Origin of the sequence: Klebsiella indica, from assembly GCF_005860775.1 — a bacterium.
In the GTDB taxonomy this organism is placed as follows: domain Bacteria; phylum Pseudomonadota; class Gammaproteobacteria; order Enterobacterales; family Enterobacteriaceae; genus Klebsiella; species Klebsiella indica.
Map to the genome: position 1 here is coordinate 138,007 of NZ_VCHQ01000016.1, position 13,241 is coordinate 151,247.

Below are 13,241 nucleotides of genomic sequence, written 5' to 3' on the forward strand. Positions count from 1 at the left end.
GAGAAATTGGTGAGTTCAATGTAATGACAGGTAAAGAATTTGAGACATGTTGTTTACAACGTTAAACTGCGTGCGCAGATAAGTTGACAACAGGAATATGGATCGTGACTAAAATCAAACTTCTGGCATTGGGTGCATTGATGGCAACGTCAGCATCTGCTGTTCACGCCGAGGGAAAGCTCAGTCTGGGAGCGGGTGTGGGGATCGTTGAACGCCCTTATAAACAGTATGATACTGATGTCTACCCGGTGCCGGTTATTAATTATGAGAGTGATAACGTTTGGTTTCGGGGTTTAGGTGGTGGTTACTACCTGTGGAATGATACTAACGATAAGCTTTCGGTGACCGCGTACTGGTCGCCAATGTACTTTAAGCCGGGTGACAGCGACAGTCAGCAAATGCGTCGTCTGGATAAGCGAAAATCCACGATGATGGCCGGGCTTGCCTATATTCACAATACGCAGTACGGTTTCTTGCGTACCTCGTTGGCTGGCGATACGCTGGATAACAGCAACGGCATTGTGTGGGATCTGGCCTGGCTGTATCGCTATAGCAACGGGAATCTGACGCTTACGCCGGGCGTTGGCGTTCAATGGAATAGCGATAACCAGAATGAGTACTACTACGGTGTTTCGCGCCATGAGTCCACTCGTAGCGGTATGCGCAGCTACGATCCTGACAGCAGCTGGAATCCGTATCTGGAGCTGTCGGCAAACTATCGTTTCCTCGGCGACTGGAGCGTATACGGCGTCGCGCGTTATACCCGCCTGTCTGACGAAATCACCGATAGTCCGATGGTGGATAAATCCTGGAGCGGCCTGATTTCTACCGGAATCACTTACTCTTTCTGATTGTGCTTTATAACAGGGCAATTCATGCATCAAAACAGGGCGAAACGCCCTGTTTTGCATTATGGTTGTGCAATGAAATTGCGGGAGGTATGTATGGCAGAAAGGGCAATACGTTTTGGCGAGCATCCGACAGTTCCCGTCATTGGACAGGGAACCTGGTATATGGGGGAAAACCGGGCGCGGCGTGCGCAGGAGGTGGCTGCACTACGCGCGGGCATCGACCTCGGGTTAACGGTTATCGATACCGCCGAAATGTACGCAGATGGTGGCGCGGAAGAGGTGGTCGGAGAGGCGATTCACGGGCAGCGCGATCGCGTGGTGCTGGTGTCAAAGGTTTATCCGTGGAATGCCGGGGGGCGCAAGCTGGTCAGCGCCTGTGAAGCCAGTCTGCGTCGCCTGAATACCGACTACCTTGATCTCTATTTACTGCACTGGCGCGGTGATTATTCACTGCAGGAAACGGTGGAGGGAATGGAGGCCCTGGTTGCTCAGGGGAAAATTCGCCGTTGGGGCGTGTCGAATCTTGATTACGATGATATGCAGCAGTTGTGGCAGGTGGCTGGCGGCGAGCAGTGCGCGACTAATCAGGTGCTCTACCACCTGGCCTCTCGCGGTATCGAGTATGACCTGCTGCCGTGGTGCCAGCAGCAACGGTTGCCGGTGATGGCGTATTGTCCGCTGGCCCAGGCCGGTCGGCTGCGCAATGGGCTTTTAAATCATACTGTTGTGAAAAGTATTGCGCAGCAGAGAGGGCTGACGGCGGCGCAGGTGCTGCTGGCGTGGGTGATTAGCCATCGGGGCGTGCTGGCGATTCCAAAGGCGGCAAGTATTGAGCATGTAACGGAAAATGCCGCTGCGCTGGAGATCGTGTTGTCCGCTGAGGAACGGGCGAGCCTGGATCGCGCTTATCCGGCGCCAGGAAGAAAAACGCCGCTGGATATTGTGTAAAGACGGTGCCGGACGGGCGTAATGTCGTTCAGTTGAGTCAATCCCAGGGCGGGCTTTACCCGGAAATCAGAGGGAATTGTGTTTTTTGGGGATTTGGGTCAGAAGCCGTTCCGATCCCCCTGAGTGGTGCGGGAATTGATTATACCCGCCGTGTGAACCGGCCTGCGGACGCACACCTTTGAAGCCAGCGCAAGCGCTGTTCAGAACGGTGACGCGTTTTGAACAGCAACTCGAATTATTCAGAACACAGACAACGGTTATCAGCCCGCAGAGTTCGCCGTATTTAGTATTTCACCACGCGAATAGTTTGCGCCAGCCGCGATGGATTCTCCTCGCTGGCCTTCTGCGGCACGGTCACGCAGCTGGTTTCGACGCAAACGAAGGTCTTGTAACCCTCGTCCGGCATATCGCCCATGCTTTGTGAAAGCGCAGGCCCCGGGTTCCATCCCACCACGTTGCTGTAATGATGATGAATAACGTTGATATTGCGACGTAGCGCATCGTCATGGATCACGCTGCAGGATTCAGCATTCAGATAAATCCGGTCAGTACGGTCAGGATAGGTTTGTACGCCGTCGCTTAATACCCCTTCTTCTGAGTTGTTAACTTTGTCAATGTAACGGTCGCCCAGACCGCTCACTTTCACTGCCGCAATATCGCCGACGTTGAAATAAGAGTGCAGGGCGGAAGTGGTTTCAAATTCGCCGTGCGCTTCCAGCTCAATCTCGCAGCTCTGGCCCAGTTTAAAACGCGCATACAGCGTGAAATCATGGGGCCAGTATTTCCGGGTTTCATCGCTGCTGTGCAGAGCAAACGTCAGCATCACGCCGTGTTCATCTTCATCGTGGCCTTTAAGCGTCCACGGCAGGATACGCGCAAAGCCATGGGACGGCTGCCGGGCAGGGCCAAACCATGGCCAGCAAACAGGAATACCGCCGCGCAGGGCAACGCCATGTTTAAACGGCGTGTTGTCGCTGAGCCACAGCACGTCTTCTTCTCCGGCAGGTTTCCACGAGAGCAGATGAGCCCCCTGATAAGCAACAGATGCCTTGACCTGCGGATGGTCAATAACGATCAGCTCCAGGTCGTCAAGCTGGCGACGAGAGAGAACGGGGGTAAGCTGTTCGATAACCGGGAGAGCAAAAATTTTATTAATCATTACACAATCCTTTTTATCTTAAATCATGCGGGAACTGGACAAAACGCGTAACCGTTTTGCGCAGCGCTTAGCTGGCCCTGAGGGCAAAGTCACAGGTGAATCCTGCGGCGAGTGAAGGGCAAATTTCGTCAGTACCCGATTTGTCCAACCGTGGATTGTCTGCGATCAGGAAGCTGGATGTCCCTGATTACGCCCGATGAGCTTACATTAGTCAGTGATCCGGATGAGTGAACGCAGGCGATATTATACCTGCTACCTGAAGCATGACGGATAGCTCTTCAGATCAAAAAAAAGAGCGACCGAAGTCGCTCTTACAGATTACTTTCTCATCTCAGCTTATTTGGAGATGTGGGCAATCAGATCCAGAACCTTGTTGGAGTAACCGGTTTCGTTATCGTACCAGGAAACCAGCTTAACGAAGTTGTCGTTCAGCGCGATGCCTGCTTTAGCATCGAACACGGAAGTGCAAACTTCACCGTTGAAATCGGTGGAAACAACGTCGTCTTCAGTGTAGCCCAGAACGCCTTTCATCGGGCCTTCGGAGGCAGCTTTGATCGCTTTCTTGATGTCTTCGTAAGAAGCCGCTTTTTCCAGGCGAACGGTCAGGTCAACAACGGATACGTTCGGAGTCGGAACGCGGAACGCCATACCGGTCAGTTTGCCGTTCAGTTCCGGCAGGACTTTACCTACCGCTTTAGCTGCGCCGGTAGAGGACGGGATGATGTTCTGAGCCGCGCCACGGCCGCCACGCCAGTCTTTGTGAGACGGGCCGTCAACGGTTTTCTGAGTTGCGGTGGTCGCGTGAACGGTTGTCATCAGGCCTTCGATGATGCCGAAGTTGTCGTTGATGACTTTTGCCAGCGGCGCCAGGCAGTTGGTGGTGCAGGAGGCGTTGGAAACGATGTCCTGGCCTGCGTATTTGTCGAAGTTAGCACCGCGAACGAACATCGGCGTATTGTCTTTGGACGGGCCAGTCAGAACGACTTTTTTCGCGCCAGCAGTGATGTGCTTACGCGCGGTTTCGTCAGTCAGGAAGATACCGGTTGCTTCAGCAACGACGTCAACACCAACTTCGTCCCACTTCAGGTTAGCCGGATCACGTTCAGCGGTAACACGGATTTTTTTACCGTTAACGATCAGATGACCGTCTTTCACTTCAACGGTACCGTCGAAACGGCCGTGAGTGGAGTCATACTTCAGCATGTAAGCCATGTAGTCAGCGTCTAACAGATCGTTGATTGCAACGATCTCAATGTCAGAACGTTTCTGAGCAGCACGGAAAACAATGCGACCGATACGGCCAAAACCGTTGATACCTACTTTGATAGTCATATATTCCACCAGCTATTTGTTAGTGAATAAAAGGTTGCCTGTAAAATTACAAAAACCTTACGCAGCGTCAAGCGGAATCGTGTCAATCATTGCGACAAATCAATACTAAGCCGGCCTCTGCGCGATTGATTTGCCTCACTTTCCCTTTGAGCTCGATTCCATATGGGGGCAGCGCGCGGAATTTTAAAGGGCGATTAAGATAAAATTGTGATGTGCGTCGCAATTATCTGCCTGCCTTATGGCATTGCCTAAGTTTAGAACAAAAGTCTACATTTCATTGTTAATATTTTGTTAGAATCGGCGTAAAGAAGGTGTTCTTACATAGCGAAAAGCAAGAGCGAGAAGCAAGCCAATGTCGAATAAACCCACCGCGGATGCGCTTAAAAAAAACCTGACCGAGATGCAGTTTTACGTGACGCAGAATCACGGTACTGAACCGCCGTTCACCGGGCGGCTCCTCCACAACAAACGAGATGGCGTCTACCATTGTCTGGTGTGCGATGCCGCGCTGTTTCACTCCCAGAGCAAGTATGATTCGGGCTGTGGCTGGCCGAGCTTTTATGAGCCGGTAAGTGAGGATGCGATCCGCTACCTGAATGATGACTCTCACGGTATGCAACGCACGGAAATTCGCTGCGGAAACTGCGATGCGCATCTTGGTCATGTTTTCCCGGATGGCCCACAGCCCACCGGTGAACGTTTTTGTGTTAATTCCGCTTCCCTGAGCTTCACTAACGATGAAAATGGTGAGCAAATCAAGGGTTGAAAAAACGATTCAGCTAATTATTCCAATCTTAAGGCGCGACAAATGGATATCGAACAAATTATCAGCAGTATGACGCCGGAAGTTTATCAGCGCCTGGCGACGGCGGTGGAACTGGGAAAATGGCCCGATGGGGTGGCGTTAACCCCGGAGCAGAAAGAAAACAGCCTGCAACTGGTGATGTTGTGGCAGGCCCGGCATAACGTTGATGCGCAACATATGACCATTGATACGAACGGGCAGATGGTGATGAAAAGCAAACAGCAATTAAAAGTTGAGTTTGGCATCACGCCGGAGCCTATTGCGCGGTTTAAATCCTGAATCTCGACGGATCCGGTAGTGGCCTGGCTAAAGCGTCATTTGCCCGCGCTGTGTTGTTGTGAAAGTCGTCAGAAGGAAATCCGACCTGACCGCGCAGCGGCAGGTTTTCAGCGCAATGCCGGGCATGGGGGCGAACGAAAAGGGCGCGACTTTCGTCAAAACCACGTTAAAAAAGTGATTCACGCTGGCGAAAAAACCGATGGCTCGCTTAACTGACCCGCACTATGCGGTCGCCAGCCATCGGCGTTTATAAGCAGGGCGATTACTCCCGCGAGACTACCCCGGCTTTTTCCAGCATCGCGTGTAACAGTACGTTTGCGCCAGCCGCAACCTGTTCCGGTGATGAGTACTCCGTCTCATTGTGGCTGATGCCATCTTTGCAGGGAATGAAAATCATACCGGTCGGCGCGAGCATGCTCATATACACGGCATCATGTCCTGCACCGGAGACGATATCCATCGCAGAGTAACCTAATTTTTGCGCAGCCCGCCGTACGGCTTCTTTGCAATCCGGGTGGAAAGGGGCGGCAGGATAGTGTGAGACCTGTTTAAGTTCCACATTCAGTCCGCTCTTCTGGGCGATTTCGGCAATGTACGCTTTTAACGCCGCGTCCATGTTATCAACGTCGGCATCGGTCATGTTGCGAAAATCAATGGAGAATTTCACGCTGCCGGGCACCACGTTGCGGCTGTTTGGATGCACCTGCACCATACCGACGGTTCCCCGTCCATGCGGAGAAAATTGCCCGGCAATATTGATGACTTCCTGCATAATATGGGTGGCGACCTGCAAAGCATCTTTACGCAGCGCCATCGGCGTGGGGCCCGCATGGGACTCCATCCCGGTGACGATGCAGTCATACCAGCGAATACCCAGTACGGCCTGTACCACGCCAATGGCGATATCCTGATCTTCAAGAATAGGGCCTTGTTCAATATGCGCTTCAAAGTAGGCGCCTATCGGGTGGGTGCCGGGGACCACCTCGCCCGCATAGCCAATATTGGACAGTTCATCTTTTACCGATTTACCTTCGGTGTCGGTTGCCGCATAGGCCATCTCCAGCGGAAAGATGCCGGCGAAAACCCCGGACCCCATCATAACCGGCACAAAACGCGATCCTTCTTCGTTGGTCCAGAAGACCATCTCAATCGGCGCTTCCGTTTCAATATTGCGATCGTTAAGGGTACGGATAACTTCCAGCGCCGAGAGTACGCCGAAATTGCCATCGAATTTTCCTCCGGTTGGCTGGGTGTCGATATGGCTACCCGCGACAATCGGCGGCAGGGTGTTGTTCTGGCCAGGTCGGCGCATAAAGACGTTGCCGATTTGATCTATTTCGACCGACAGCCCGGCCGCTTTACCCCAGCCGACGACTAAATCACGCCCCTGGCGATCAAGGTCAGTCAGCGTTAAACGGCAGACCCCGCCTTTGGGCGTGGCGCCAATGTGTGCGAGATCCATTAATGACTGCCACAAACGTTCGCCATCAATCCTCAGGTCACTGATATCAATGCGGTTCGTGTCTGGTGAAATGACTTCACTGTTCATGATTGTTTCCTCAATGTCAGGTGATTAACGGGCGACGGCCTGCGGGGCGTGCTGGCGCTCCCATGCCGCTGCGGCGCTGAAATCCGGGCCGAATGCCGGACGTTTGATATAGCGACCCGCCCCTTCACGGGCGCGCAGTTCGCCATCGGCCCATACCAGATGGCCCTGGCTAATGGTAAAAACAGGGATGCCGGTGACCGTCCGGCCTTCGAAAATATTGAAGTCATTGCGCGAATGATGTGTGCTGGCGGAAAGCGTTTTGCTGCCAGCCGGGTCCCAGAGGACCAGATCGGCATCCGCGCCTTGTGCAACACAGCCTTTGCGCGGGTAGATATTGAAGAGACGGGCGGTATTCGTTGAGGTAATTGCCACGAATTCGCCTGGCGTCAGGCGTCCGCTATTAACCCCGGCATCCCAGATGACGGCCATGCGCTCTTCCACACCGCCGCAGCCGTTCGGAATTTTGCCGAAATTATCCCTGCCCGCCGCTTTCTGGCTGGCGCAGAAGGTGCAGTGGTCGGTCGCCGTCGTGTGAAGCTGACCGGATTGCAGGCCGTGCCACAGCGCCGCCTGATGGGATTTTTCGCGAAACGGCGGGCTCATAACGTGGGCGGCGGCGAAGCCAAAGTCCGGATGGCGATAGACGCTATCGTCAATCACCAGATGTCCCGCCAGCACTTCGCCATAGACGCGCTGCCCGTTGGCGCGGGCGCGGGCAATGGCTGCGGCAGATTCGCGACATGAGACGTGTACCACATAAATCGGCACTCCCATAATACTGGCCACCGTGATGGCGCGGTTAGCGGCTTCCCCTTCGACTTCCGGCGGACGAGAGAGCGGGTGAGCTTCCGGGCCAGTGATACCCTGCTTAAGCATCTCTTGTTGCAGGAGGTATACCATCTCGCCATTTTCCGCGTGTACCGTCGGCATTGCGCCTAGTTCGAGGCAACGACGAAAGCTGTTCATCAGCGTTTCATCATCGCACATAATGGCGTTTTTGTAGGCCATAAAGTGCTTGAAACTATTGACGCCTTCCTGTTGTACCAGCGTTCCCATATCCTGGCGCACGCTTTCGTCCCACCAGGTGATGGCGACGTGGAAGCTGTAATCCGTTGCCGCTTTTTCCGCCCAGCCCCGCCACTGCTGATAGGCCTCCATAAGCGGCTGCTGTGGGTTAGGGATGACGAAATCGAGGAGGGTGGTTGTACCGCCCGCCAGCGCGGCCGCAGTGCCGCTGTAGAAGTCATCGACGGTGGTGGTACCCATAAACGGGAAGTTCATGTGGGTATGCGGGTCGATGCCGCCAGGCATCACGTACAATCCGCCAGCGTCGAGGGTTTCGGTGTCAACGGGAATATCCCACTGAGATGCATCGCCGACGGCCGCGATGATGCCATCGACACAGAGCACGTCGGCGCGGCGCTGATGGTCCGCGTTGATGACAGTACCGCCTTTAATCAACAGGTTACGCATTCGTTTTCTCCTGTAGTGCTTTGTTTGATGGGTTATGGTCTTTTCCCCTCAGCCTGACTCGCTCCCCGGCGAGGCGGCGCTTGCCAGCGCCGTTCTGTTTTTCACCCTCTCCCTTGAGGGCGCCGGGGCAGGGTGAGGGGGAACCGACCGCGCCGCCGCCCATTACGCCGGGGTGGTCAGCGGGTTATTGGGGTGCGTGGTCCAGTTGGCGTAAACATCGGTCACCACTTTTCCAGTCCGTTTATCTTTTTCGCCAGGCTGCAGGCTGCGCAGTGAAATGCAGTTCTCAACCGGGCAAATTGAGGCGCAAAGGTTGCAGCCGACGCAATCCTCCTCACGCACTTCAAAATGCCGGGTTTCCCCGGTGATGGCGGTAATCGCCTGATGCGACGTGTCCTCACAAACCAGGTGGCAGCGCCCGCACTTGATACACGACGCCTGGTCGATGATCGCTTTATTCACATGATTGAGATTGAGATAGCGCCAGTCAGTGACGCTCGGCAGCGCCATGCCGCGGAAGTCCTCAAGGGTCCGGAACCCTTTCTGATCCATATAGTTTTTCAGGCCGCTTATCATGTCGCGCACGATCTGGAAACCATGCACCATCGCCGCGGTACACACCTGCACCGTCCCGCACCCCAGGGCGATGAATTCCGCCGCATCGCGCCAGGTCGCAATACCGCCAATGCCGGAAATCGGTAAACCGCGGGTTTGCGGATCGCGGCCAATTTCCGAGACCATATTCAGCGCTATGGGCTTCACTGCCGGACCGCAGTAGCCGCCATGCGAGCCCTGATTACCGGTGTGCGGTAACATCAACATCTGCTCAAGATCGACGGCGATGATCGAATTAATGGTGTTGATCAGCGAAACAGCGTCAGCGCCACCCGCCTTCGCGGCCCGGGCCGGATAGCGAATATCGGTGATGTTCGGCGTCAGTTTGACGATCGTCGGCAGGCGGCAATATTGCTTGCACCAGCGGGTGACCATCTCGATATATTCCGGCACCTGGCCCACCGCGGCGCCCATTCCTCGCTCACTCATGCCGTGTGGGCAGCCAAAGTTAAGCTCGATACCGTCTGCGCCCGTGGCTTCAACCTGCGGTAAAATGGTTTTCCACGCTTCCTCTTCGCAGGGCACCATGATCGATACCACGACAGCCCGGTCCGGCCATCGCTGTTTGATACGGGTAATTTCCTCAAGATTGATGGCCAGAGAACGGTCGGTGATCAATTCAATGTTATTCAGACCAATAACGCGGCGGTCGCCGCCAGCAAGAGTGGCGTAGCGCGGCCCGCTAACGTTAACCACATGGGGATCTAAGCCGAGCGTTTTCCATACCACGCCGCCCCATCCGGCCTGAAAAGCGCGTTCCACGTTGTACTCTTTATCTGTAGGCGGTGCAGACGCCAGCCAGAATGGATTGGGGCTTTGAATGCCGAGAAAATCACTGTGCAGACTAGCCATGGGCATGCTCCTGAAAAGAGATGGCGTTAGCGGCGTTGTTGATGGCGAGGGCCAGAGAGATAGAGCGGGCAGCGAGTTTGCCCTGGCGCACGGCGTCGACCGTCAGGTCAAGACCGCCGGCACAGCAGTCGCCGCCGGCCCAGACGCCGGCCAGCGAGGTGCGGCCATTCTCATCGGTGGCGATGCGTCCCTGTTTTAACTGCACGGCTTGCCCGACCGGGGAACATTCGAAAGTCTGACCGATGGCTTTAAGCACCATGTCGGCTTCCAGCGTGAAGGTCTCGCCGCTGGTCGCGGTCCCCTGAACATCCTCGCGCGTTACGCTGAACGTCACGCCCGTAAGCTGATGGTTGCGCTGTTCGAACCGCAACGGGGTGGCCCACAGACGCACCGTTACGCCGTTCAGTTGCGCCCACTGCCGCTCTTTTTCCGATGCTTTCATTTGCGCTTCGCCGCGGCGGTAAACAAGGGTAACGTCCTGCGCGCCGAGTTTTTTTGCCTGTACGGCGGCGTCAACGGCGGTCATACCGCCGCCAATGACCACCACTTTACGGCCGACAGGGATTTGCCTCAGATCTGTGCACTGGCGTAAATCGGCGATAAAATCCACCGCTTCAAAAACACCGTCAGGTTCTGTGCCAGTGTTTTCCAGTTGATTCACGCTCGCCAGCCCAAGGCCGAGGAATACCGCGTCATGGCTGGCCTGCAGTTGGGCGAGGCTGATCTCTTTCCCCAGGGTTTTTCCGGCGTGCAGCGTAATTCCGCCCACGGAGAGCAACCAGGCCACTTCCCGCGCGGCGAAACCATCGGTGACTTTATAGCGGGCCAGACCATATTCGTTGAGACCGCCGGCTTTACTGCGGGCATCGAAGAGATCCACGCTGTGACCCGCAACCGCCAGCTGGTGAGCGACGGTCAGCCCCGCCGGACCCGCACCAACCACGGCAATCCGTTTCCCTGTTTCAGGCCCACGGATGAATAGCGGCTGACCGGGATGTGCAAAGAAATCATCCGTGGCATAGCGCTGGAGCAGTCCGATATTGAGCGGGCGACCGTCTCGCGCGTGACGCACGCAGGCGTGTTCGCATAATGTTTCTGTCGGACAGACGCGGCTACAGATCCCGCCTAACACATTGGCTCGCAGAATGACCTCCGCCGCGCCGCGATTGTTGTTCTGGGCGATACGTTGAATAAAGCTCGGTACATCGATATCGGCCGGGCAGGCCCGGGAGCAGGGGGCATCAAAGCAGTAGTAACAGCGTTCCGCTTCAATCACCGCCTGCGAGGCGGTTAACGGGGGCGCGCAGTCCGCAAACTCACGCGCATACGCGTCGGGCGCCAGCCGGGCGGCCTGGCGTCCGGGGGCGTCGATACCTGAACAGTCGCTCATCATGCTTCTCCTGAATGATTAGCAGGGTTATCTCTCCCTGCGTTTAAAATCTTGACCAGATGGTTAAGTTTTCACGTAATAACCATGCTAATTATGTGCCATTTCCAGCAGGTTCGCCGCAGAGCGTGTAAATTAAGGAAGGTAGGGCGTTGTGAATAATGCAGCATGCCTTTTTGTGGTATTTTTTGGTGCAATTTGCACCATATTTGCCGCTGTTTGCTGCATATTGCGGCAGAAGTCGTCAATCATTCCAGGCCGCAGATGCGGCAAACGCAGCGCAATACATGTTCTGTTGTTCGCGACTGCGCTGCCGCACTGCGCGAATCTTCCCCCAGTACGGCGGCAATCTGAATATCAAAATCTGCGTAGGTTTGGGTTATCGCCCAGACGGTAAAAAAGAAATGGGTGGTATCCAGTTGCCGCAGCTTACCCTGTGAAATCCAGCCATCAAGAATGCGCGCCTTCTCCTCCACCAGTCGCCTGAGCTGTGTCTTTAATAGCGGATGAACAGCCTGCGCGCCCTGAAGGATTTCGTTGGCAAACAGGCGGGAGGCTTCAGGGCGAGAAAAACTAAAGCCAATCTTTTTACGGACATACTCTTCCAGCGCCGTTTTGGGATCCGCATGCGCCGAGATCCCTTCCAGCGGCGCCAGCCAGTCGTGCAGAATGCACTCCAGTACGCGCAGATAGAGGTTTTTTTTGTGACCAAAATAGTAATGAAGATTGGCCTTTGGCAGGTCGGCGGCATCGGCGATCTGTTGCATGGTGGCGCCGCGAAATCCGTAACAGGCAAAGACGCGTTCGGCGGCAGCCATTATGATGGCTTCGTTATCCTGGCGAATACGCCCTTTTTCCAGCGATACCTCAATGCCGCCCAGCAGACTTTCATTCATCATTGGCTCCGGTGAAATCCGCCGTCCCTGGCGGGAGGACTATTTCAGCTTTGCCGCGGCATCCCAGACGATATGGGTCATCGCACTGTCACCCGGGTCTTTTTTAATCACCGGGGTATCGCCGCCGCTATGTAGCAGGACATCAATCGTATGGCGATAAGCCGCCGGATCGAGATAGCCAATTTGCGGCGTGTTGGCATTAGTGATCAGTTTCGCCACGTTTTCCATCTGGCGAGTTTGCACCGCTTCGGTAGACGCGCCGGAAGCATCTTCCGCTACCACGATTTTCGCTGCCTCTTGCGGATGCTTCACCGCATAATCCCAGCCTTTAAACGATGCCTTGAGGAACTTCGCCATTCTGGCGACGAAAGCCGGGTCTTTCAGGCTCGGAGCCAGCACGTACAGCCCGTCTTCCAGCGTGGATACGCCCTGATCCTCGTACGGGAAGGTGATCAAATCCGATTCTTTCAGGCCCGCATCGATCAACTGCCAGTATTCGTTATAGTTCATGGTGGAGATACAGGCTGCCTGATCCTGTAACAGTGGGTCAACGTTAAAGCCTTGTTTGAGAATAGTAATATCGGTGCCGGGTTTCAGTCCAAGCTTGTTCATCCAGTTGAAGAAGGGGTACTCGTTGCCGCCGTACCAGACACCCAGGGTTTTGCCTTTGAAATCGGCGGGGGTTTTAATCCCGCTCGATTTTTTACAGGTCAGCATCATGCCGGAACGATTGAAGATCTGGGCAATATTGACCAGCGGAACGCCCGCTTCACGTGAGGCCAGCGCATCAGGCAGCCAGTTAACGATCACATCTGCGGATTTCCCGGCAATCACCTGGACCGGAGAAATATCCGTTCCGCCGGGTTTGATCGTAACATCCAGCCCTTCGTCTTTATAAAACCCTTTTTCCTGCGCCACGTAGTAGCCAGCAAATTGTGCCTGTGGCACCCATTTCAACTGCAGCGTCACTTTCTCTGCTGCGTATGCTGAAAAAGTCAATGCCGCAGACATTGCCGCCAGCAACAACCCCCGGCGAAAAGCGGAACGTTTCATCATGGGATAACTCCTCGGGTTAGTGTGTGCATCATCATGTTT

Annotated in this window: 12 protein-coding genes; 4 read left to right on the top strand and 8 right to left on the bottom strand. The window is 55.0% G+C overall.

Features of this window, described 5'->3' with window-relative positions; all coding sequences use genetic code 11:
• Positions 1-104 precede the first annotated feature (104 nt).
• Positions 105-851: a MipA/OmpV family protein gene (locus FE839_RS13195; protein WP_138361261.1), complete on the top strand. Its 747-nt coding sequence runs from the start codon at positions 105-107 to the stop codon at positions 849-851.
• A gap of 93 nt (positions 852-944) precedes the next feature.
• Positions 945-1,799 (top strand): aldo/keto reductase, encoded by an 855-nt coding sequence (locus FE839_RS13200; protein ID WP_138361262.1) that lies wholly within the window; start codon positions 945-947, stop codon positions 1,797-1,799.
• Positions 1,800-2,082: 283 nt separating this feature from the next.
• Here FE839_RS13200 and FE839_RS13205 read toward each other — a convergent pair whose 3' ends face one another.
• Positions 2,083-2,958 carry a D-hexose-6-phosphate mutarotase gene (locus FE839_RS13205; protein WP_138361263.1) on the bottom strand — a complete coding sequence of 292 codons (876 nt, stop codon included), beginning with the start codon at positions 2,956-2,958 and terminating at the stop codon, positions 2,083-2,085.
• 336 nt (positions 2,959-3,294) lie between these two features.
• A complete protein-coding gene (gene gapA / locus FE839_RS13210) occupies positions 3,295-4,290 on the bottom strand; it encodes a glyceraldehyde-3-phosphate dehydrogenase (RefSeq protein WP_138361264.1) in 996 nt (331 codons plus the stop codon).
• Positions 4,291-4,642: 352 nt separating this feature from the next.
• Here gapA and msrB point away from each other — a divergent pair, with 352 nt between their 5' ends.
• Both msrB and FE839_RS13220 read left to right on the top strand, forming a co-directional pair.
• Entirely contained in the window at positions 4,643-5,056 is a 414-nt protein-coding gene (gene msrB, locus FE839_RS13215; RefSeq protein WP_138361265.1) for a peptide-methionine (R)-S-oxide reductase MsrB, read from the top strand.
• Between the two features lie 42 nt (positions 5,057-5,098).
• On the top strand, positions 5,099-5,374 hold the full coding sequence (locus FE839_RS13220; RefSeq protein WP_138361266.1) for a YeaC family protein: 276 nt from the start codon (positions 5,099-5,101) through the stop codon (positions 5,372-5,374).
• Between the two features lie 262 nt (positions 5,375-5,636).
• Here the strand turns inward: FE839_RS13220 and FE839_RS13225 are convergent, their stop codons facing one another.
• The 6 genes from FE839_RS13225 to FE839_RS13250 form a co-directional block, all read right to left on the bottom strand.
• Positions 5,637-6,923, bottom strand: coding sequence for a Zn-dependent hydrolase (locus FE839_RS13225; RefSeq protein WP_138361267.1), 1,287 nt, complete (start codon positions 6,921-6,923; stop codon positions 5,637-5,639).
• 24 nt (positions 6,924-6,947) lie between these two features.
• A complete protein-coding gene (gene hydA, locus FE839_RS13230) occupies positions 6,948-8,396 on the bottom strand; it encodes a dihydropyrimidinase (RefSeq protein ID WP_138361268.1) in 1,449 nt (482 codons plus the stop codon).
• Between the two features lie 162 nt (positions 8,397-8,558).
• The gene (gene preA, locus FE839_RS13235; RefSeq protein ID WP_138361269.1) at positions 8,559-9,863 is read right to left on the bottom strand and encodes an NAD-dependent dihydropyrimidine dehydrogenase subunit PreA; all 1,305 of its coding nucleotides are present in this window, start codon (positions 9,861-9,863) and stop codon (positions 8,559-8,561) included.
• Complete coding sequence (locus tag FE839_RS13240) at positions 9,856-11,256, bottom strand: NAD(P)-dependent oxidoreductase (RefSeq protein ID WP_138361270.1); 1,401 nt, start codon at positions 11,254-11,256, stop codon at positions 9,856-9,858. The genes preA and FE839_RS13240 overlap by 8 nt, the downstream gene beginning before the upstream one ends.
• Before the next feature lie 242 nt (positions 11,257-11,498).
• Complete coding sequence (locus FE839_RS13245; RefSeq protein ID WP_241675629.1) at positions 11,499-12,149, bottom strand: TetR/AcrR family transcriptional regulator; 651 nt, start codon at positions 12,147-12,149, stop codon at positions 11,499-11,501.
• A 36-nt stretch (positions 12,150-12,185) separates the two neighbouring features.
• A complete protein-coding gene (locus FE839_RS13250) occupies positions 12,186-13,202 on the bottom strand; it encodes an ABC transporter substrate-binding protein (protein ID WP_138361271.1) in 1,017 nt (338 codons plus the stop codon).
• Positions 13,203-13,241: the final 39 nt, after the last annotated feature.

What these genes read in the sequence shown, in the direction of transcription:
- FE839_RS13200 (WP_138361262.1), top strand. Translation starts at nt 945, where the DNA reads ATGGCAGAAAGGGCAATACGTTTTGGCGAGCATCCGACAGTTCCCGTC.
- FE839_RS13240 (WP_138361270.1), bottom strand. Translation starts at nt 11,256, where the DNA reads ATGATGAGCGACTGTTCAGGTATCGACGCCCCCGGACGCCAGGCCGCC.
- FE839_RS13250 (WP_138361271.1), bottom strand. Translation starts at nt 13,202, where the DNA reads ATGATGAAACGTTCCGCTTTTCGCCGGGGGTTGTTGCTGGCGGCAATG.
- FE839_RS13245 (WP_241675629.1), bottom strand. Translation starts at nt 12,149, where the DNA reads ATGATGAATGAAAGTCTGCTGGGCGGCATTGAGGTATCGCTGGAAAAA.
- gapA (WP_138361264.1), bottom strand. Translation starts at nt 4,290, where the DNA reads ATGACTATCAAAGTAGGTATCAACGGTTTTGGCCGTATCGGTCGCATT.
- FE839_RS13220 (WP_138361266.1), top strand. Translation starts at nt 5,099, where the DNA reads ATGGATATCGAACAAATTATCAGCAGTATGACGCCGGAAGTTTATCAG.
- FE839_RS13205 (WP_138361263.1), bottom strand. Translation starts at nt 2,958, where the DNA reads ATGATTAATAAAATTTTTGCTCTCCCGGTTATCGAACAGCTTACCCCC.
- FE839_RS13225 (WP_138361267.1), bottom strand. Translation starts at nt 6,923, where the DNA reads ATGAACAGTGAAGTCATTTCACCAGACACGAACCGCATTGATATCAGT.
- hydA (WP_138361268.1), bottom strand. Translation starts at nt 8,396, where the DNA reads ATGCGTAACCTGTTGATTAAAGGCGGTACTGTCATCAACGCGGACCAT.
- msrB (WP_138361265.1), top strand. Translation starts at nt 4,643, where the DNA reads ATGTCGAATAAACCCACCGCGGATGCGCTTAAAAAAAACCTGACCGAG.
- preA (WP_138361269.1), bottom strand. Translation starts at nt 9,863, where the DNA reads ATGGCTAGTCTGCACAGTGATTTTCTCGGCATTCAAAGCCCCAATCCA.